At 45.6% G+C, this 19733-nt stretch carries 19 protein-coding genes; 2 read left to right on the top strand and 17 right to left on the bottom strand.

The features are described from left to right. Positions 1–6: 6 nt before the first annotated feature. Positions 7–660: a carbonic anhydrase gene (locus tag V7R55_RS03975; RefSeq protein ID WP_334057538.1), complete on the bottom strand. Its 654-nt coding sequence runs from the start codon at positions 658–660 to the stop codon at positions 7–9. A gap of 159 nt (positions 661–819) precedes the next feature. On the opposite strand from V7R55_RS03975, the gene V7R55_RS03970 reads away from it, so the two are divergent. Continuing rightward, positions 820–1788: a hydrogen peroxide-inducible genes activator gene (locus V7R55_RS03970; protein ID WP_334057536.1), complete on the top strand. Its 969-nt coding sequence runs from the start codon at positions 820–822 to the stop codon at positions 1786–1788. A 16-nt stretch (positions 1789–1804) separates the two neighbouring features. Continuing rightward, positions 1805–2701 (top strand): LysR family transcriptional regulator, encoded by an 897-nt coding sequence (locus tag V7R55_RS03965; RefSeq protein WP_334057534.1) that lies wholly within the window; start codon positions 1805–1807, stop codon positions 2699–2701. A 130-nt stretch (positions 2702–2831) separates the two neighbouring features. Here the strand turns inward: V7R55_RS03965 and V7R55_RS03960 are convergent, their stop codons facing one another. The 16 genes from V7R55_RS03960 to V7R55_RS03885 all read right to left on the bottom strand — a co-directional run bounded on the left by V7R55_RS03960 (position 2832) and on the right by V7R55_RS03885 (position 19728). Next, entirely contained in the window at positions 2832–4853 is a 2022-nt protein-coding gene (locus V7R55_RS03960; protein WP_334057532.1) for a methyl-accepting chemotaxis protein, read from the bottom strand. Positions 4854–5155: 302 nt separating this feature from the next. Beyond that, a complete protein-coding gene (ppnP, locus tag V7R55_RS03955) occupies positions 5156–5440 on the bottom strand; it encodes a pyrimidine/purine nucleoside phosphorylase (protein WP_334057530.1) in 285 nt (94 codons plus the stop codon). Positions 5441–5519: 79 nt separating this feature from the next. Further along, complete coding sequence (locus V7R55_RS03950) at positions 5520–6110, bottom strand: DUF938 domain-containing protein (RefSeq protein ID WP_334057528.1); 591 nt, start codon at positions 6108–6110, stop codon at positions 5520–5522. Positions 6111–6133: 23 nt separating this feature from the next. Further along, positions 6134–8758 carry a methionine synthase gene (gene metH / locus V7R55_RS03945; RefSeq protein WP_334057527.1) on the bottom strand — a complete coding sequence of 875 codons (2625 nt, stop codon included), beginning with the start codon at positions 8756–8758 and terminating at the stop codon, positions 6134–6136. 9 nt (positions 8759–8767) lie between these two features. Then, positions 8768–9835, bottom strand: coding sequence for a homocysteine S-methyltransferase family protein (locus V7R55_RS03940; protein WP_334057526.1), 1068 nt, complete (start codon positions 9833–9835; stop codon positions 8768–8770). 3 nt (positions 9836–9838) lie between these two features. Next, positions 9839–10777: a homoserine O-acetyltransferase MetA gene (gene metA / locus V7R55_RS03935; RefSeq protein ID WP_334057524.1), complete on the bottom strand. Its 939-nt coding sequence runs from the start codon at positions 10775–10777 to the stop codon at positions 9839–9841. A 120-nt stretch (positions 10778–10897) separates the two neighbouring features. After that, on the bottom strand, positions 10898–11332 hold the full coding sequence (locus V7R55_RS03930) for a DUF2802 domain-containing protein (RefSeq protein ID WP_334057523.1): 435 nt from the start codon (positions 11330–11332) through the stop codon (positions 10898–10900). A 60-nt stretch (positions 11333–11392) separates the two neighbouring features. Then, positions 11393–11884, bottom strand: coding sequence for a chemotaxis protein CheW (locus V7R55_RS03925; RefSeq protein ID WP_039223036.1), 492 nt, complete (start codon positions 11882–11884; stop codon positions 11393–11395). 17 nt (positions 11885–11901) lie between these two features. Next, complete coding sequence (locus V7R55_RS03920) at positions 11902–12702, bottom strand: chemotaxis protein CheW (protein WP_334057521.1); 801 nt, start codon at positions 12700–12702, stop codon at positions 11902–11904. 7 nt (positions 12703–12709) lie between these two features. Continuing rightward, a complete protein-coding gene (locus tag V7R55_RS03915; protein ID WP_334057519.1) occupies positions 12710–13474 on the bottom strand; it encodes a ParA family protein in 765 nt (254 codons plus the stop codon). A 28-nt stretch (positions 13475–13502) separates the two neighbouring features. Continuing rightward, positions 13503–14633 (bottom strand): protein-glutamate methylesterase/protein-glutamine glutaminase, encoded by a 1131-nt coding sequence (locus V7R55_RS03910; RefSeq protein WP_334057518.1) that lies wholly within the window; start codon positions 14631–14633, stop codon positions 13503–13505. A gap of 28 nt (positions 14634–14661) precedes the next feature. After that, on the bottom strand, positions 14662–16911 hold the full coding sequence (locus V7R55_RS03905) for a chemotaxis protein CheA (protein ID WP_334057516.1): 2250 nt from the start codon (positions 16909–16911) through the stop codon (positions 14662–14664). Positions 16912–16923: 12 nt separating this feature from the next. Continuing rightward, positions 16924–17679, bottom strand: a complete 756-nt coding sequence (locus tag V7R55_RS03900; RefSeq protein WP_334057514.1) for a protein phosphatase CheZ — start codon at positions 17677–17679, stop codon at positions 16924–16926. A gap of 34 nt (positions 17680–17713) precedes the next feature. Beyond that, the gene (cheY, locus tag V7R55_RS03895) at positions 17714–18097 is read right to left on the bottom strand and encodes a chemotaxis response regulator CheY (protein ID WP_025254383.1); all 384 of its coding nucleotides are present in this window, start codon (positions 18095–18097) and stop codon (positions 17714–17716) included. A gap of 36 nt (positions 18098–18133) precedes the next feature. After that, entirely contained in the window at positions 18134–18865 is a 732-nt protein-coding gene (locus tag V7R55_RS03890) for an RNA polymerase sigma factor FliA (RefSeq protein ID WP_334057512.1), read from the bottom strand. Then, positions 18862–19728 carry a MinD/ParA family protein gene (locus V7R55_RS03885; protein ID WP_025254381.1) on the bottom strand — a complete coding sequence of 289 codons (867 nt, stop codon included), beginning with the start codon at positions 19726–19728 and terminating at the stop codon, positions 18862–18864. Before V7R55_RS03885 ends, V7R55_RS03890 begins: the two co-directional genes overlap by 4 nt. Positions 19729–19733 lie beyond the last annotated feature (5 nt).

Raw genomic sequence — 19733 nt, 5'->3', positions numbered from 1 at the left:
TTGACCTTATTCGCCGCGCGAAAGCTGTGCTTCAGCCGCGCTCTGGTCCATGGCTTCAAACTCACCAGTTTCAGCGTTGTAGCAAAGCACGTCGCCTTCACCGATGTTGTAAACCCAGCCGTGCAGCTTAACTTGGCCTGTAGCAATTTTTGCGGCTACAGCTGGGTGTGTGCGAAGATGCTGAATCTGCTGTACTACGTTTTCTTTTGTTACTGCTTCTAAATCTTCTAGCGACAATTCAGAATGACCGCAGCGCTCTTTAACTACGTCAGTTGCCACACGACAATGACCTAGCCACTCTTTAACATGCGGTAATGAACTCAAACCTTCTGGGTTGATTGCGCCTTTCATTGCGCCACAGTCAGTGTGACCACAAATAACGATATGAGAAACACCCAACGCAGCAACAGCAAATTCAATAGAAGCAGTCATGCCACCTGTTTGGTTGCTGTGAGGAGGTACAATGTTGCCCGCGTTACGGCAGATAAAAAGCTCGCCTGGGTCAGTCTGTGTTACGAGGTTAGGGTCGATACGTGAGTCTGAACACGTGATGAAAAGCACTTCTGGGTTTTGACCGTTCGCTAGCTTTTGAAACGTAGCTTTTTTATTCGGATAAACTTCTTTCTGAAATTTAGCAACACCAGAGATAACGTGATCCATAGATAACTCCCAATTTTTTTAATAATTGTAATGATTATGTAATTACGCCAGTTTCACCTGATAGATTAATAGTTTAATATACTAACTCGCGATAGCTAAATACTATCACGTGTTAAACATCACCAACTATAAGTCTAGTAATAGAAGGCTATTTTCACCATGCAATTTAACGGAAAGACCCCGTCAATAAACCAAATCCGCTATTTTGTAGCAGTGGCTAAGTACTTGAGCTTCAGACAGGCTGCGGGAATACTAGGAATAAGTCAGCCTACTCTGACCAGTCAAATTAGTGCACTGGAAAACCTTTTAGGCTTAACTTTATTTGAGCGCTCACGTACCGGAACGCTTTTGTCCCCGCAGGGAAAAGCGCTGCTGGATGTGGCTGAAGAGGTATTACAAGCGTCTCAGAGGTTCGGCGAAATTGCTCGTGACTTGTCGCAAGGAGAAATGGTGACGTTTAGATTGGGTATTCCCCCAACGTTGGGGCCCTATTTACTGCCCTTTGTTTTGCCCGATTTACATAAACGAAAACCTGGCTTGCGTTTTTACGTACGTGAAGGCGCCCCTAATGCTCTACAGCATGGCCTTTTGCGGGGCGAGTATGACTTAATTTTATCGCCACTTTCGGGCGAAAATTCACAGTTGATCACCCAGCCCCTTTTCAAAGAGCCATTAAAATTTGTCACACCTTCCGATCATAAACTTTCTGGCAAAGCCTATGTTAAACCGGAAGAAATAAGCGGTGAAAAAGTACTAACGTTAGAAGACCGACATCATTTTCATCATCAAGTACAGCGTATCTGCGATGAAATTGGTGCTGACTTACAACGGGACTACGAGGGCACTAGCCTAGATACGCTGCGCCAAATGGTAGTAATGGGTATGGGCGTAGCCTTTCTACCAGGCCTTTATATTCACTCTGAACTACACAAACCTGAAGCACTGCATGTCTGTGAAATAGCAGATATGCCCATTGAGCGCCAGCACTCTCTGGCATGGAGAAATACGGCTCCGGGTAGAAAAACCTTCAGAGAGATCTCGATTATAATAAAGGAGATAATCGAATCTCGTCTTACTGACGCAGTCACTATCGTTAGCTCTGCATCTAGTTCACCTCTGAAACGTTAATTTAAATATTGCCACTATGATTGATAGACACCATTTAAAAATAGTACGAGCGATTGACGCAGAAGGTACCATGACGGAAGCAGCGAAATCGCTTTTTCTTACTCAATCTGCGCTAAGCCACGCAATGAAAAAGTTAGAAGCGCATTTTGACGTGCCGCTTTGGAAAAAGGAAGGGAGAAGGCTAACGCTCACCCAGGCGGGTCAAAGTGTTTTAGGCCTTGCCCACAGGGTTTTACCCCAGTTTGAACACACCGAAGCCCAGCTTCAAAAATTTGCCGACGGAAAACAAGGCATATTGCGCATTGGCATGGAGTGCTACCCCTGCTTTGAATGGCTGTTAAAAGTAGTAGCGCCTTTTTTAAAGGCCTTTCCCGATGTTGATGTTGATGTACGCCGTGCATTTTCGTTTGGCGGATTACAGGCGCTTCACGGATACGATATAGACATCCTACTTACGCCCGATCCGTTGCACCTCGACACCATTACCTACACCCCCGTATTTGAATACGAGCAAGTACTAGTTATGGATAAACATCACAGCTTAGCAGAGAAGTCATTTATAACTGCAAAAGACTTAAGTAATGAAACCCTTATTACTTATCCGGTTGAACATAGTCGTCTAGATATATTTACTCATTTTCTTACTCCCGCCAACTGCACGGTCAAACAGCATAAAACCATTGAAACAACTGAAATCATTTTGCAAATGGTTGCTGCGGGGCGTGGTGTTACGGCTTTGCCTAAGTGGCTGGTTGAAGAATCAAAAGAGCGAAATCTTTTAGCTTATCGCTCTCTTGGGGAGCAAGGTGTATCAAAAACCCTGTACTTAGGTCATAGAAAAACGCAGGACGTATTAGGGTTTGTTGATGACTTTATTACGCTTTCTCAAACCCACAAGCCAGACCTTTTATGAACTGCGCTGTAGGTGAATAATAGCCTATTGGGAAACTAACCAAGTCGCTTGCCATTTAAACTGGCAAGCGAACACCTAATAGTTAAGCATGTCGTCTACATCGCAATGCCTAAAACTGCCGCAACCCGTGTTAGATCTTAAATTGCCCTACCAACTCTTTTAAGTCACCTGAAACTGCACTTAATTGCGTCGCTTCCACCGCTAACTCTTCTGCATGCTGACTGGTTTTATCACTCAAACCTGTAATTGCTACAAGCGACTTATTGATGTCTTGCGCAACTTCCGTTTGCTGCTCGGTCGCTAGGGCAATGTGAGTGCTTTGCTCGTGTACCAAGCCTATTGACTGAGTAATATCTTTTAGGGTTTCTACCACTTTTTCTGTTTTTTCAACGCCAGATTGAGAACGTACCTGACCTTCCTGCATAACACTGTTGGTTTGCTCTGACATGGCTTGAAGTCGCTCAACCATTTTTCGTATATCAGTGGTTGATTCTTGTGTACGGCTTGCTAGTGAGCGTACTTCATCCGCAACTACAGCAAAGCCGCGTCCCTGTTCCCCCGCGCGCGCTGCTTCAATTGCCGCGTTTAAAGCAAGTAAGTTAGTTTGCTCCGCGATGCTATTTATTACATCAACCACTGCTCCAATGTTGTCAGACTCATTACTCAAACCACCTACAACTTCAACGCCTTGGCTAATGGCGGCGGCAAGCGCTCGAATTTCCTCCATGGCTTCTTGCACTTGCGCACTACCGGATTGAACGAGTTCGTCGGCTTGAGTAGCTGCCTCACTAGACTGTGCCGCATTTTTTGAAATTTCAACAACGGTGGCGGCCATTTGCGTGACTGCGCTAGACACGTTGTCTACTTGGCTGCGCTCTTGATTAATTTCTTTACTGGTGGCTTGACTCACATCACGAAGGTGATCTGCCGCATCAGAAACGGCCTCGGTGTTAGCGGCAGTATCTTTAAGTAGTGAGCGTAGTTTATCGGTAAAGGTATTAAACTCTACGGCAAGCGCTCCGATCTCGTCGTTACTTGTTACTTCTAGGCGTTTGGTCAAGTCTCCATCGCCATGTGCTATTTCAGCCATTGCGTTGCGCATTTCCACCAGGGGCTGGGTGACTTTAGCACTCGCAAAGTAGGTTATAAGTGCTATTAGCCCAATAATGACAATGGCGACGATAATTGCTGTAGTAATTGCATTATTTATCGGGCTGTCAATGATGCTTGCAGGGATCAGAATGCCCAGCGACCAATTCATTTGTGGATGGGTCAACTTAGCGTGCTCAAAAACCGCAACATAGTCTTCCCCTTTCCACGTTACGTTCACAATACCAGATTCGTTAGTCGCAATATGACCTGCCAACTTGCTGAAACCTTCGGTGTCATTAAACACACTGTCAAAGTTACGTACAGAGGAGCTTAGAGGTAAAGCCTTGTCCTGCTTTGGAAAGTAAACAATGTTTTGGTTTTCATCGAGTAAGAATGCCGTACCTTGACCTTCATACCGTATGGCGTCTATTACTTTGCCCACGGTGCTGATGAGAATATCGACACCTCCTACACCCAGTAGAGCACCATCTTTATATACCGGTGTTTGTACTACTGCAGAAACACTTCCATCTTGCGAATCCACAGCAGGAGGAGTGACATACAATGTTCCTTTTTCCACGGCAGTGGTAAACCACGGGCGCTTAGTAGCAAAGTAGCCAGCGTTAGGGTTTCCAGCATCAGGACCCGAAGTGTCGACGCCGACTCGGCCCTCTTCGTAGAAATATTCACCAGTTTTGGCTGAACCAAAGAACGCAGACTTAATAATGGGATCTTGGCTGCTGATGTTCTCAAAAGTGGCATAGATATCTTTGGATTGAGCCAATTGGCTCTCGGGTGCTCCTCGCATGTTATGACGCGCGAAAAAGTCTTGTAAAAAAGGACTGCTCAAGAATGCGCTAGCAACACCGCCATAAGTAGCAAAGAAGCCTTCAACGTCGTTTGCTTCGCGGGCGACTAGGGATTTAACTTCTTTTTCTACCCGAGTCCGGGTGTTATCAGCCACAGTATTGACTAAGAAGAAGGCCGTTATAAGTAGCATCAAAGCTATGCTACCACCGACGATAAGCATAAACTTTTTTTGGAGTGATATGGAATTCATTTGTACTTCTCATTGTTTACTAAACGCCGTAATGTGTGAAACGTGCATCCAGCACCAAGTAGCTAAACCTTGTTATGATGTTAAGGTCTAAAGCATCGGAGATTCGCACACAGTACAGATTTAGTTTTATTAGTATTAAAAGCAGTAGCTATTAAAATTAACTACAGCTTTCAATACTTTGAGATATACAAAATTTTTTTACAACCTTTAAAAGTCAATTACCCAAAAGTTTAAAATAAAAATTTGAACATCCAACTCAATCTGCAGTTAAAACCGCTGCAAATATTTACAGAGAGTAAACGTTAGCTGTAAAAGCATAGGTATGCAGTGGGCGTAGAGACTTTTACATCGAAAGAGACATCGGCAGGCACGTTGAAGCTTGTCCCTGTTGCGAATGATTGCCACTCATCACTTCCCGGTAGCTTTACAACCAACTCACCTTCAACCACTTTCATCAGCTCTTTATGTGAGGTAGAAAATGTGTATTCACCTGGTGACATTACGCCCGAGGTACAAGGGCCGTTTGCAGATTCAAACCCAATTGAGCTCACTTTGTTGTCGAAATAATGGTTTACTTTAAAGCTCATAGTTACTCCTTTGATGTGAGTGCTGACTTTCTTTGCTTCAACTGTTTTTAAAGCAAAGTGCTGCAGCCTTGATACTTCTTTAGCGTTTTTGCCAAATAAGCATATGGTTGTTAGCGGGCATGTCGATTATTTCTTGCAAGCTTAACTCGCCTGCCCAAGCAGTAAGCTCATTGATATCGCGGTAGCCACCATAACCACGCGCTAAAAGCGAAGCGTGAAATGCCTGATTACTTTCTGAGGTAAATTTGCCGCTGTGGGTAAAAGGGCCATACTGACAGAATATGCCCCCTTTAGGTAAGTGCAACGCTACTGATTCCATTAGTAGCTTCGCCTCTTCTTTTTGCATGATATGCGCGGTGTTTGCCGTAAAAATACCGTCGACGTCGACATTAGGAAAAGCATCCTGCCCAACGGTGAATGCAATGGGAGGTTTCACATTCCCCGCATTTGAATCACTCAGCCACGCGGCAATGCCTTCGTGATAGTGCGGTTGATCGCTTGTGTGCCAAATAAGATGGGGCAAGTGTTCAGCCAAAAATACAGCGTGTTGACCTGTCCCGCTTCCTATCTCTAAAACTTGTCGGCAGTTAGCAAATGTACGTTCAAGCACGCTCAAAATAGCGCGCTTGTTGTTTTCACAGGCCTGACTAAAGGGCTTTTCAATTTGCATGTACTTTCCCTGCCTTTTCAGCATTAATCACTTAGGTTAGGACCCAACCACTTTTCAGCTTCTTCTAAGGTCCAGCCTTTACGTGTGGCGTAATCTTCTACTTGGTCGGCTTGAATTTTGGCAACGGCAAAGTATTTGGCATCAGGGTGAGCAAAGTACCAACCCGATACGGACGCGCCCGGCCACATGGCGTAACTTTCCGTAAGCTTCATACCTGTGTGCTGCTCTGCTGATAGCAAGTCCCAAATAAGCTGCTTTTCAGTGTGTTCTGGACACGCCGCATAACCTGGTGCCGGTCGAATACCTTGGTATTTTTCGCGGATAAGTTCTTCGTTACTTAGTGATTCGTCAGCGGCGTAACCCCAGTAATGCTTACGCACTTGCTCGTGCAGATATTCCGCAAACGCTTCGGCAAGTCTGTCTGCCACGGCTTTGACCATAATACCGTTGTAGTCATCGCCAGCCTGAATATAGCTATCAGCAAGTTCGTCTTCACCTATACCACCGGTGACGGCAAAAGCACCTACATAATCGTTTATGCCGCTGGATTTCTCTGCGACAAAGTCTGCAAGGCAGTAGTTGGCATATTTGTCTTTCAGCGTCTGCTGACGCAGGTGATGGGAAACGCCTTGAACCTCACTTCTAGATTCATCGGTATATATCTCAACATCGTCATTAACGCGGTTAGCAGGAAACAAACCGATAACGCCTTTCGCCTGAAGGCTGTTCTCTTCAATAACTTTATCTAACATGGCATTGGCATCATTAAACAATGACTGGGCTTGCTCTCCCACTACTTCATCTTCGAGTATACGCGGGTACTTGCCTGCCAAAGACCAGGTTAAGAAAAACGGCGTCCAATCAATGTAGTTGCGCAGGGTAGCTAAATCGGCGGTTACCGGTGTTACGCCTAGGCTCGCAGGTTTTACTGGCAAAGTCGTAAAATCTGGCTTAAAAGCGTTTTCTCTAGCCTGTTCTAACGTCACCGGTTTGCTGCGCGGCTTCTTACGGGCGTGCTGTTCGCGTACCGTATCGTATTCTTTTGCCAGTTCCTGTGCGTAAATATCGCGAGACGCTTTGTTCAAAAGACGCTGGCACACGCCTACTGCTCGACTTGCGTTTGGAACATAAGCGACAGGCGCATGGTAATTCTGCTCAATTTTTACTGCGGTGTGTGCTTTGGACGTCGTTGCCCCGCCAATAAGAAGCGGAATATCAAAGCCCTGACGCTCCATTTCTTTGGCAACGTGTACCATTTCGTCAAGCGATGGGGTAATAAGGCCCGAAAGGCCAATCATATCGACGTTTTCATCTCTAGCGGTTTGTAAGATTGTCGCCGCCGGCACCATTACGCCTAAATCAATCACTTCAAAGTTATTACATTGAAGCACCACGCCTACGATATTTTTACCGATATCATGAACGTCACCTTTTACCGTAGCTAAAAGAATTTTACCGTTGCTTTTAGCATCGTCTGTCTTTTCTTCTTCAATAAAAGGCTGTAAGTGGGCTACCGCTTTTTTCATTACTCGGGCCGACTTCACTACCTGCGGAAGGAACATCTTACCTTCACCGAACAAGTCTCCCACCACGTTCATGCCATCCATTAATGGCCCTTCGATAACGTGTAACGGACGCTCAGCTTGCTGACGCGCTTCTTCGGTATCTTCAATGATGTAATCGGTAATGCCCTTAACAAGTGCATGCTCTAAGCGCTTATTAACCTCTTGCTCGCGCCACGATAGATCTTCCTTCGCGGCAGCCTTACCGTCGCCTTGATAATTAGGGGCTATATCAAGCAACCGCTCGGTGGCATCACTTCTGCGGTTTAAAATCACGTCTTCAACCGCATCGCGAAGCTCTGCTGGTATTTCGTCATATACCTCTAACTGACCGGCATTAACAATTGCCATATCCATGCCTGCACGAATTGCGTGGTACAGAAACACAGAGTGCATAGCCTCGCGTACTGGGTTGTTCCCCCTGAACGAAAAAGAAATATTAGAAAGGCCACCGGAAATATGTGAGTAAGGGCAGGTTTTACGTATTTCGCGGGTCGCTTCAATAAAATCAACCGCGTAGTTATCGTGCTCCTCAATACCTGTCGCTACAGCAAAAATATTGGGGTCGAAAATAATATCTTCAGGTGGAAAACCAACTTCTTCAGTCAAAAGCTTGTAGCTACGCTGACAAATCTCAACTTTGCGCTCTTGTGTATCGGCCTGGCCGGTCTCGTCAAACGCCATCACTACGGTTGCAGCACCATAGCGCTTTATTAGCTTGGCTTGGTTTAAGAAGAGCTCTTCCCCTTCTTTTAAGCTAATTGAGTTAACAATCGCTTTGCCCTGCACACACTTAAGCCCGGCTTCGATGATCTCCCATTTAGACGAGTCAATCATAATAGGGACTCGGCTAATATCTGGCTCAGAGGCAATCAGGTTTAAAAAGGTGATCATAGCCTGCTTAGAATCAAGCATGGCCTCATCCATATTGATATCAATGATTTGAGCACCGTTTTCTACCTGCTGTCTTGCGACATCAAGTGCGGTTTCGTAATCACCTTCAAGAATAAGTCGTTTAAAGCGAGCAGAGCCTGTAACGTTGGTGCGCTCACCGATATTAATAAATGTAGAAAATTCTGCGCTCATTATGCCCTCCTAGTGTACAAACGGCTCTAGGCCTGACAAACGCATTTTAGGTTCAAATTCGGGTAGCTTGCGTGGCGCGATTCCTTCAACCGCGTTAGCAATATCGCGAATATGCTCTGGGGTGCTGCCACAACAGCCCCCTACAATATTCACTAGCCCTGACTGCGCCCATTCTTTGATGTGCTCGGCCATCTCTGGACCTTCCATATCGTATTCACCAAATTCGTTAGGCAGGCCAGCATTTGGGTGTGCGGATATGAAGCACTCACTAACACTAGCCACTTCATCAACGTATTGACGCAATAGATCTGGGCCCAGTGCGCAGTTTAAGCCGAAGGAAAATGGGCTAATATGCCGCATCGAGTAATAAAATGCTTCCGCGGTTTGCCCCGAAAGCGTACGCCCTGAAGCGTCGGTGATAGTGCCCGATACCATTACGGGCAAAGACTTACCGAGTTTTTCAAATACCGACTCAACGGCAAACGCTGCAGCTTTGGCGTTTAGCGTATCGAAAATAGTTTCAAGCATGATTAGGTCAACGCCGCCCTCAATGAGAGCTTCGGTAGACTCGCTATACGCTTCCACGAGTTCGTCAAACGTGACATTGCGCTTGCCTGGGTCGTTCACGTCAGGTGAAATAGAAGCGGTGCGGTTTGTTGGACCTAGTACACCGGCTACGAAACGGGGTTTCTCAGGTGTTTTTGCGGTGAATTCATCGGCAGCTTTGCGCGCTAACTTAGCCGCAGCCACATTGATATCCCGTGATTGGGCCTGCATATCATAATCGGCCATAGCGATAGTCGTCGCGTTAAAGGTGTTGGTTTCTATAATATCCGCGCCAGCTTCAAAATAATCGCAGTGAATCTGGTAAATAATGTTTGGCTGGGTAAGCACTAATAGGTCGTTATTACCCTTTACGTCGCAGTGCCAGTCGGCAAACTGTGTCCCGCGGTAATCTTCTTCTTCCAACTTGTGGCGCTGGATCATGGTGCCCATTGCACCGTCTAGTATAAGAATGCGCTTTTTAGCGGCTTCTGTAAGCGTTGCCTGCGCGCTAGAAATTGGTCTTTGGCTCACGTGCTACCTCTTTGGCTGTGACTTTTCAGCAAGCTGACTTAAATCGTAAGGCGTGGTCTGATAGACATAATAATTCAGCCAGTTTGTAAACAATAGGCTGCCATGCGAGCGCCACTGTACAATAGGAGACTTGGCTGGATCATCCCCTTCAAAATAGTTTTTTGGCATTACCGGCGTTTGACCCGCGGCAATATCCCGTAAGTATTCGTCTTTGAGCGTATCAGGGTCATATTCTGGATGACCTGTTACAAACACCATTCGCTTGTCTTCTGACGCTACGATATAGGCACCCACGTCCTCAGATTCTGCCACAACGCTAAGGCCTTCAACACTGTTATACAAAGAAGTATCGATATGCCCGTAGCGAGAATGGGGAGCGTGAAAAGTTGGGTCGAAGCCTCTTAAAAGCTCATTGTTCGGGTCGTTCACTTTATGTTGAAAAACCCCTGAAAACTTTTCATCTCTAATTTTTCGAGTTATGCCGTAAAAGTGATACATAGCAGCGTGAGCAGCCCAGCATAAATACAGAGTAGAGTTAACGTGTCGCTGTGCCCATTCCAATATCGTGGTCATGGTCTCCCAATACTTCACTTCTTCATAGTCGATAAGCGCTAGAGGGGCGCCGGTTACTATAAGTCCATCGTATTTTTTGTTCGCGACCGCTGAGAAGTCGTGATAGAAGGCATCCATGTGTGATTGCGGGGTATTTTTTGGCGCTTGATTATCAATTCGAATCAAATCTACGTTTATTTGTAGCGGCGTATTTGACAACAGGCGAAGCAACTGCACTTCTGTTTCTATCTTATTCGGCATCAAATTAAGAATGCCGACTTCAAGAGGACGAATATCCTGATTAGCAGCCCTGTCCATGTCCATGGTAAAAATATTTTCACCTAGTAGTACGTTCTGCGCGGGTAACTGCTCAGGAATACGAATTGGCATAGAGGACTCCAGTGATAAATTACAATATCTGTATTGTGTCTATAACTGGCGATATGTCAACATCTTTACGTCTAGACGTCTAAACGTTTTTTTTAAAACGTACTTACTGAAGTAAGACAACTAGCTGTTTTGCTTGTGCACCATAACTAACATCTCAGCCTCAGCGCGAGGTATATCACAGGCTTCGATGATCTCGTCGATACTGGCGCCTTGCTTAACAAGGTCTGCCGCTCTTTGGTATAGCCGCAACGAGGGGTCTTGGAGCTTGAGCTCACGAAGCTGGTTTTCAAGGTCAGTTTGTTTCTCGTCTAGCTCTTGAAGGTGGCGAGTAATAACTAATGTGCGAGCTTGGGCTTCAGTTTGTTGATTATTTGCGTTTTTAGCAAGCGCTTCAATGCGCGCAATGGCCGACACACTGTTCTGCTCACTTTCACTTAATGCTGCGCGCAAATGTTTAATCTGTGAGTACAAAATACTCATAGCAACAACAAGTACAACAATTCCGACGCACAAGATAAGTTCGATTAAGGTAGGTGCAGCAAGCTGCCAATCCATGGACATAACCCTTGGGGAAATCTAGGCGGCATTAACGATATATACCGCCTATTCATTTATTTAAATATTACTAAGCTCATCCCACTCTTCGTCGCTTAGCAATTTATTAAGGTCGACCAGGATAAGCAATTCGCCATCGCGGTTGCTTACACCCTGTATAAACTTAGCACTTTCCTCAGTACCAACGTTAGGCGCACTGTCAATTTCTGAAGATTTCAAGTACACCACTTCGGCTACACTATCCACCAAAATACCGACAACCTGTTCGTCAGATTCAATAATCACTATACGTGTATTGTCCGTGATTTCCGTCGGCGGTAGCCCAAAACGTGCGCGGGTATCAATGACGGTTACCACGTTACCACGCAAGTTGATTATACCAAGCACATAATCAGGCGCACCGGGTACAGGGGCTATTTCGGTATAACGCAAGACTTCTTGCACTTGCATTACGTTAATACCGTAAGTTTCTTCACCTAAGCGATACGTTACCCATTGAAGGACTTCGTCGTTGCTGTCAGTAGCGTTATTATTCATTCTTTCGTCGCTCATGAACCTGGCTCCCAATACTATGGCGTCTGGTCGTTACTGCCTAAGCCTCTGTTAAGCATAGATATTAATTCTTCAACGTCAATTAACGCGCACATTTTTTCTTTAACCATCCCTGCTAACCAGGGACGCTTACCTGTGGACTCGCGCCATTTTACGTCATCGGTAGTCAAATTGACCGTGTTTACAAGCTTTTCGCTTGCTAGTCCCCACGCACTCTCTCCTAACATTATAAGATATCGGTAGTTAAGCGATTGTGCGAGATTTTCGTCGTATTTTTCTGGCATTACCCATTTTGCAGAGTCTACAACATTTAGTTTAGACTCTCTGTGCAACATTACACCCATAAACCAGTCAGGTTTTCCAAATAAAGGGCCTATTTTTTCAATTTGATGGATACCACCTAGCGATGTTAGGGGTACCGCAAGTGTTAGCCCTGCAACCTCAAAGAATAGCGCCTGAAAACGAAAACCGAGAGTATCCTTTAGTGGAGTTTTTAACTTCTCAGGAGTACTTAACTCACTTTCTTGTTCCGTTTGAGCAGGAACGTCAGCGAACGAATGCTGTTTTTCACTTACACTCGTTTGTGAATTCTGACTTTCAATTAACGAAGATACCTCTTGTGCTAACACTTCTTCATCATTGACCTGCGGTTCGCTAGTTGTAGAAACAAGCGTTGACTCAGCCATTTGTTGAGAGGCTTGCTCAAGCAGTCTTGCCGTGCGCGCAGTAACATCCTCAGGAGCTTCAGGCTCTTTCAGAAGACTGTCTAAATATGCCTCCATTACTTCTTCACGGGCAAATGGCGATTGCTTGCTCATGGTCTTGTTATTTCTCCAATACGGCTAACAGTTTATCGTAGGCATTTACACCTCTTGTCTTTGGGTAAGCAGCAGAGATAGGAAGCTGCACCAAACTAGCATCCCTGAAGTGAGTATCCACCGGAATGACTCCCTCCCAAACACGTTCACCGTAATCACTCATTAATCGCTTTCTCGACGCCAGTGCGGCATTTGTACGTTTATCAAACATAGTAGGAATGATTAGGGTGTCAAAAGACTTATCTAACGAACGCCCCATGATTTCCATAGTACGAATCATTCTATCCAAGCCTTTAAGGGCCAGATACTCTGTCTGAGTCGGAACAATTACCTTATCGCAAGCCGCCAGCGCATTGACCATTAACACGCCCAAAACAGGAGGGCAGTCGATGATAGCAAAATCAAATTCATCGGAGATCTTTGCGAGTGCTTTTTTTAACACTAAACCCATACCCTGTTCGCTGCCCATTGTTCTGTCTAAAGTTGCCAGAGCCATGGTCGCTGGTAGCACATATAAATTGTCGAGCTTTGTAGGACTGAGACAGTCCATTACTTTATCGGCAGTAATCTGATTAGAATTAATAAAAATGTCGTAAACAGAATGACTTGTCGCCTCTGCATCAATACCAAAGTAATAACTGAGCGATGCGTGAGGATCAGTGTCAATCATAAGCACTCGTTTGCCCTTTTGAGCAAGCAAGCCGCCAAGGCTTACGGTTGTAGTAGTTTTACCTACTCCGCCTTTTTGATTTGCCACAGTCCACACTTTCATAATTACTGTTCCATTACAGTTCAAACTGCTATCGCATTTCGGTTTGAACGCAACTGCTCATATCGTCAATATTGATATTTTTACTGGATATATTAGCCACAGCGACAGCTTGAGGCATTCCGTAAACCACACATGAGTCTTGATCTTGCGCCCAAATAGTCGCGCCTTTATCTCTGAGTAATCGGCACCCTTCTCTTCCGTCAGCACCCATTCCCGTTAAGATAATACCAAGTACGTCGCCTCCATAGACTTTAGCTAATGAGCTAAACGTCAGGTCAACGCTTGGCTTGTAACTCACCTTATCAGATTGGCTGGCATCAACGATGGAAATTCGCTTATTGCTGCCAATTGTTTCAAGCAGCATCTGCTTTCCTCCAGGAGCAAGGTAGGCATGTCCAGGCATTAAGATATCGCCATGCTCTGCTTCTTTTACTTTAATTTTACAATTGCTATCTAAACGCTGTGCAAATGCAGTAGTAAAAGTTCCGGGCATATGCTGCACTAACAATATAGGGTAAGGGAATTCTGCCGGCAGGGGGGAAAGCAATTTTTGCAGTGCAACCGGCCCTCCCGTGGACGCCCCTACCGCTAAACATTCGTACTTTTTCCCGGTTGCTCTTACCGAAGAAACAGTAGGTTGCTTATCAGCATCTTTGTGACCAGATAGCAACCCCGATGTTTTGAAAAAAGCTTGCTTTGGCGCGTTATCAGGAAGTTTTCGAGTTTCCATTGTGCGAAGAGAAGGACGCTTTACACCTAGCCCTCTTCGCGCTATTAACCTAACTTTAGTGCAAAGTAAGCGCGAAGCATCTTTTCTGTCTTGCGCAATATCTTCGAACTTCTTTGGTAAGAAATCGAGGGCGCCGGCTTCTAGTGCGTCAAGCGTAGCCTGTGCGCCATGGTGCGTTAGCGAGGAAAACATCAAAATTGGCGTTGGACGTTTATCCATAATAACCTTAACGGCTGAAATGCCATCCATAACTGGCATTTCAACGTCCATGGTTATTACATCTGGTTTAAGTGCTTCCGCTTTGTTTAATGCATCTTGCCCATTTCTCGCTTCTCCAACAACTTCAAGTTCTCTATCGCCATCGAGAATTTCTCGTACTCGACGGCGATAAAAGGTCGAGTCGTCGACGACTAGGACTTTAAAGACCATGGATTATCATTCCTGTTAATTCATCGCCTTACTTGCTTGGTTTACGCGCGTACCGTTTTAGCAGGCTCGGAACATCTAAAATTAATGCAATACCACCGTCTGAAGTAATTGTCGCACCAGCCATACCAGGCGTACCTTGTAGCAATGCGTCAAGGGGCTTAATAACTACTTCTTCTTGGCCTATCAGCGCGTCAACGACAAACCCTACTTGCTGCGTACCAATTTGCACCACAACTACGTGCCCCTTTTCTTTATCTATGTTTTTGGGGCCTCGGATCAACCATTCGCCAAGGAAGAACAATGGAATTGCTTTTGAACGAACTATCATTGTGAGCTGGCCATCCACCGTATTGGTCTTCTTGATGTCCATATTTATTATTTCGTTCACCGCACCTAATGGTAACGCAAAGGTCTGTTTCCCTACAACAATCATTAATGTAGGTAAAATTGCTAGCGTTAGTGGTACTTTAATATCTAATCGCGTGCCTTTGCCAAGTTGCGAATCGATATTGACGGTACCGTTTAGTTGATTAATTTTGGTTTTAACCACATCCATGCCAACGCCGCGACCTGAAATGTCACTAATTTCAGTCTTCGTTGAGAAGCCTGGCGCAAAAATAAGGTTAAACGCTTCAACATCTGACATTCGTGCGGCTGCATCCGCATCTAATACGCCACGACTAATAGCTATCTCTTTTAGCTTCTCCGCGTCCATCCCCTTACCATCGTCCTCGATAGTAAGAAGAATATGATCGCCTTCTTGAGATGCTGATAGCTGAACCGTACCCATGCGAGGTTTACCAGCTGCCGCGCGGTCATCTGGCATTTCTATTCCGTGGTCGACAGAGTTTCTAACCAAATGCACAAGCGGGTCGGCCAATGCTTCAACCAAGTTTTTATCTAAATCCGTTTCTTCACCTACAAGCTCTAAGGTAATCTCTTTCTTTAAGCTTCTGGCTAGGTCGCGTACAACGCGGGGAAAACGTCCGAAAACTTTCTTAATGGGCTGCATGCGGGTTTTCATTACCGCACCTTGCAAGTCACCCGTCACTACATCTAGATTAGCAATGGCTTTCGACATGCTTTCGTCGTTGCTGTTGATACCCAAGCTTATCAGTCTGTTTCTAACCAGAACTAGCTCGCCGACCATGTTCATAATCTGATCTAAGCGTTTGGTGTCTACACGTACCGTCGTCTCGGCAGGCGGTGGAGCAGGAGCTCCTTTCTTATCATCTTTCTTGGCAGCCGTTTTTGGCGTAGATGCTGTGCTAGCTTTCACTGGGCTCGCCGCACTGGATGCAGGCTTCACCTCAGGCGCAGAACTAGGGGTTGCTTGCTTTGCCTTCTGAACAGCTTCGGTGGCCGCTTTATCTACAGGAGGTTCAGGTGCCGTTGCAGCAGAGCCTTGTTTAGTAGGCCCTTGACCGGAGCCGTGGAGTTGGTCTAGCAGCGCTTCAAACTCATCGTCGGTGATTTCTTCATCACCTGCACCAGTTGCTGGAGCTGATGCTTGTGCAGCCACGGGAGCACTCTTTTCTTCCCCTCCAAACTGGCCTTTTCCGTGGAGGTCATCTAAAAGCGCTTCAAACTCTTCATCTGTGATGTCATCACTATCTGAGCTCGCCGCGGGAGCTGTTTCTTGAACTGATTTGACTGTAGCTGGTTCCGATTTTACCGACGCAGACTTCCCTGGGGCACCACCGCCATGGAGCTCATCGAGAAGAGCCTCAAATTCATCCTCAGTAATTTCGTCGATACCACCGCCACTCTCACTGGAAGTTGACGCCGAAGAAGCAGGCTCCTCTATAACTAACTCCGGCTCTTCTTCAACAACCTCGGGTTCAGTCACAGGCCCATTAGCGTTATCGAAAATGTTTTCATCTGGAGATTCAGGGCGACTTAGTTTGTGTAGCAAGTCGACAAGATGTGCATCTGCTGGCTCTAGTGGCTCTTGAGCTTTCACTCGCTCAAACATATCAACCACCACGTCAGTGGCCTGCAAGATAATGTCCATTAGTTCTGGCGTTAGCGTTCGTTGGCCATTGCGCATAACGTCAAAAACATTTTCTGCACCATGGCAAATTTCGACTAACTCAGTGAGAGAAAGGAAGCCCGCCCCACCTTTAACCGTGTGATAACCGCGAAAAATTGCGTTAAGCAAATCCGCATCTTCAGGATTGTTCTCAAGATCAACGAGCTGTTCTTGTAATTGTTCAAGTATCTCTCCAGCTTCAACTAGAAAGTCCTGTAATATTTCCTCGTCAACATCAAACGACATGCACCCGCTCCCCTAAAAACCTAAGCTAGACAGAAGATCATCTACATCATCTTGACCTGAAACGACGTCATCTCGTTTTTCAGCATCAATAATTGGGCCTTCCGCCTCTACACCATCAACCTTATCGGCCTTAACGCTAGATGGTTTAGTCTGTTCTGCACCGTCACGCTCGCCAAACATAGTCAACATGTTTACAAGGCTGTCTTCTACCTCTTTAACCAGGTCTATAACGCGACGAATAACCTGCCCAGTTAAATCTTGATAACCTTGCGCCATCAAAACTTCAGTAAGTAACTGTGTAAGTTTAGCTGACTGATTCGAACCGTCTTCCAGCAATTCGTCTAAATCTGCGCATAATGCCTTAAACTCACCCAGTTCAATCTGACGGTTCATCAGCTTTTTCCACTCTGGCATTACCTTTTCGATTCGCTCTGAAAGCAATTCAGCTATCGGCATACTCGCTTCGACGGCATCCATAGTAGTATTAGCAGCTTTTTCAGTTTCTTCAATAACGTAGGTAAGGCGGGACTGTGCATCAGGAATATCATCTGTAGCTAGATTTTTGATGCGATCGTCTATTTGGAAGTTATTCAATGCGTCGTGAAGTTGACGCGTTAACTTTCCTACTTCAGCAAACAACTCAACATTTTCTTTCATTGAGACGGCTTCAAGTAGAGCGTTAGCTGAAGTCTTGTCACCCTCTTCAAGATAAGTGACAAGCTGTTTTGCTTCTTCTAACGATATTGGAACGTTTACATTCGTTGACATCCAGTAAACCTCATTTATCTGTTGAGCGTCTGGATCAACCTAAACGTTCGAATATTTTATCTAATTTTTCTTTTAACGTTGCTGCGGTGAAAGGTTTAACGACGTAGCCGTTAACACCTGCTTGCGCGGCGGCTACAATTTGCTCTTTCTTCGCTTCAGCGGTAACCATAAGCACAGGCAAGTGCTTAAGCTTATCATCTGCCCTGATCGCGCGTAGTAAATCTATGCCCTGCATGCCAGGCATGTTCCAATCAGTAACTACGAAATCAAAATCACCTTGTTGTAACATTGGCAATGCAGTGCTGCCGTCATCCGCTTCCTGAATGTTGGCAAAACCCAAGTCTTTGAGTAGGTTTTTGATGATACGTCTCATGGTTGAAAAGTCATCGACCACGAGAATTTTCATGCTCTTGTCCAAAATAGCCTCCACTGAGGGGTTAATTGTTATTAATTTCTATTCTTCGTCAGCTTGCCACGACTTCATTCGTGATTTGAGTTTTAACATGGCTTGACTGTGAATTTGACTGACTCTCGACTCGCTTACATCAAGAACCTCGCCTATTTCTCTTAAGTTTAGTTCTTCATCGTAATAAAGTGAAAGAACAATCGCTTCTCGCTCGGGTAATGTCGTTATTGCATGGGCCAACGCTTTTTGAAAAGCCCCCTGCATCAAATCTTCCAGCGGTGCATCACTGCCTCTGGTTTGCTCTGTGGTGATCACATCTTCCGACACCCCCAAATCTTCAATGCCCACCAACTTCCCGGCATTGACTTCATTGAGCATCTGGTGATAATCCTGCAAGCTCACATTCAGCTTCTCAGCAATATCAGCATCTCTTGCGTCGCGCCCAGTTTCACTTTCTACCTGAGATATCGCCTCAGTAATCGCGCGACCATTGCGGTGAACAGAACGAGGTGTCCAATCACCTTTGCGTATTTCATCAAGCATTGCGCCGCGAATACGGATGCCCGCGAAGGTTTCAAAGCTTGCGCCTTTTGAACCGTCAAAATTTCGCGCGGCCTCAAGCAACCCAATCATGCCAGATTGGATAAGGTCATCAACAAGTACACTTGCAGGCAGTCGCGCCATCAGATGGTGCGCAATACGCTTAACCAGAGGCGCATGTCTTTCGACTAACTGCGATTTATCTGTTTGCTGTTGATAAGCGGCTGCCTTACTGTTCAACGTTGACTTCCTACGGCTTTTTCTGCAACTAATTGTTCAATAAAAAACTCTAAATGGCCACCGGGCTGCGCTGGAATAGGCCAAGTAAGTGCCCTGCTTGCCAACTTTGTTATCGCTACAGCGGCAGGAGAGCCTGGAAAAGCATCAACAATAGCGGTTTGCTTGCGCACTGCTTTGCGAATGTTCTCATCAAACGGCACCGTTGCCACTAATTCTAGTGCAACATCAAGAAAACGCCCTGTGACTTTGCTTAATTTACTAAATAACTCCTGACCTTCCCGCACATCGCGAACCATATTGGCCACAACTTTAAAGCGAAAAACACCGTGTTCCCGGTTAAGTATTTTTATCAGTGCGTATGCATCTGTTAATGACGTAGGCTCATCACAAACCACGACCATGATATCTTGGGATGCTTTAGAAAAGCTTAACACCATGTCTGAAATGCCGGCAGCAGTGTCGACAATTAATACGTCTATTTGAGAACGCAATTCGCTAAACGCTCTTATTAAGCCTGCGTGCTGCGTAGGTGAGAGCTCTGCCATTGACTGGGTACCAGAGGTGGCAGGAGCAATCTTAATACCGTGGGGACCGGTTACTAAAACCTCGTCTAACGTGCACTCACCAGAGAGAACATGAGATAGGTTTTTCTCGACTCGCAGGCCCAACATCACATCTACGTTTGCAAGGCCAAGGTCCGCGTCAAGAACCATTACACGCTTGCCCTGCTTCGCCATAGCGATAGCGGTGTTAAGTGTAATGTTTGTTTTACCTACGCCACCTTTACCACCAGTGACGGCGATTACTTTGATTAACCGTGATTGCTTCATTTTTCTTAAGCTACTCGCTTGATCGTCAATCATACTGC

It is taken from the genome of Alteromonas sp. S005 (genome assembly GCF_036864475.1).
Classification (GTDB): Bacteria; Pseudomonadota; Gammaproteobacteria; order Enterobacterales; family Alteromonadaceae; genus Alteromonas.
Note: the sequence above shows the minus strand (reverse complement) of the source record. Positions and strands in the feature narration are given on the sequence as shown.

Coding starts and splice junctions, on each gene's coding strand:
- V7R55_RS03975 (WP_334057538.1), bottom strand. CDS start 660: ATGGATCACGTTATCTCTGGTGTTGCTAAATTTCAGAAAGAAGTTTAT.
- V7R55_RS03970 (WP_334057536.1), top strand. CDS start 820: ATGCAATTTAACGGAAAGACCCCGTCAATAAACCAAATCCGCTATTTT.
- V7R55_RS03965 (WP_334057534.1), top strand. CDS start 1,805: ATGATTGATAGACACCATTTAAAAATAGTACGAGCGATTGACGCAGAA.
- V7R55_RS03960 (WP_334057532.1), bottom strand. CDS start 4,853: ATGAATTCCATATCACTCCAAAAAAAGTTTATGCTTATCGTCGGTGGT.
- ppnP (WP_334057530.1), bottom strand. CDS start 5,440: ATGAGCTTTAAAGTAAACCATTATTTCGACAACAAAGTGAGCTCAATT.
- V7R55_RS03950 (WP_334057528.1), bottom strand. CDS start 6,110: ATGCAAATTGAAAAGCCCTTTAGTCAGGCCTGTGAAAACAACAAGCGC.
- metH (WP_334057527.1), bottom strand. CDS start 8,758: ATGAGCGCAGAATTTTCTACATTTATTAATATCGGTGAGCGCACCAAC.
- metA (WP_334057524.1), bottom strand. CDS start 10,777: ATGCCAATTCGTATTCCTGAGCAGTTACCCGCGCAGAACGTACTACTA.
- V7R55_RS03930 (WP_334057523.1), bottom strand. CDS start 11,332: ATGGATTGGCAGCTTGCTGCACCTACCTTAATCGAACTTATCTTGTGC.
- V7R55_RS03925 (WP_039223036.1), bottom strand. CDS start 11,884: ATGAGCGACGAAAGAATGAATAATAACGCTACTGACAGCAACGACGAA.
- V7R55_RS03920 (WP_334057521.1), bottom strand. CDS start 12,702: ATGAGCAAGCAATCGCCATTTGCCCGTGAAGAAGTAATGGAGGCATAT.
- V7R55_RS03915 (WP_334057519.1), bottom strand. CDS start 13,474: ATGAAAGTGTGGACTGTGGCAAATCAAAAAGGCGGAGTAGGTAAAACT.
- V7R55_RS03910 (WP_334057518.1), bottom strand. CDS start 14,633: ATGGTCTTTAAAGTCCTAGTCGTCGACGACTCGACCTTTTATCGCCGT.
- V7R55_RS03905 (WP_334057516.1), bottom strand. CDS start 16,911: ATGTCGTTTGATGTTGACGAGGAAATATTACAGGACTTTCTAGTTGAA.
- V7R55_RS03900 (WP_334057514.1), bottom strand. CDS start 17,679: ATGTCAACGAATGTAAACGTTCCAATATCGTTAGAAGAAGCAAAACAG.
- V7R55_RS03885 (WP_025254381.1), bottom strand. CDS start 19,728: ATGATTGACGATCAAGCGAGTAGCTTAAGAAAAATGAAGCAATCACGG.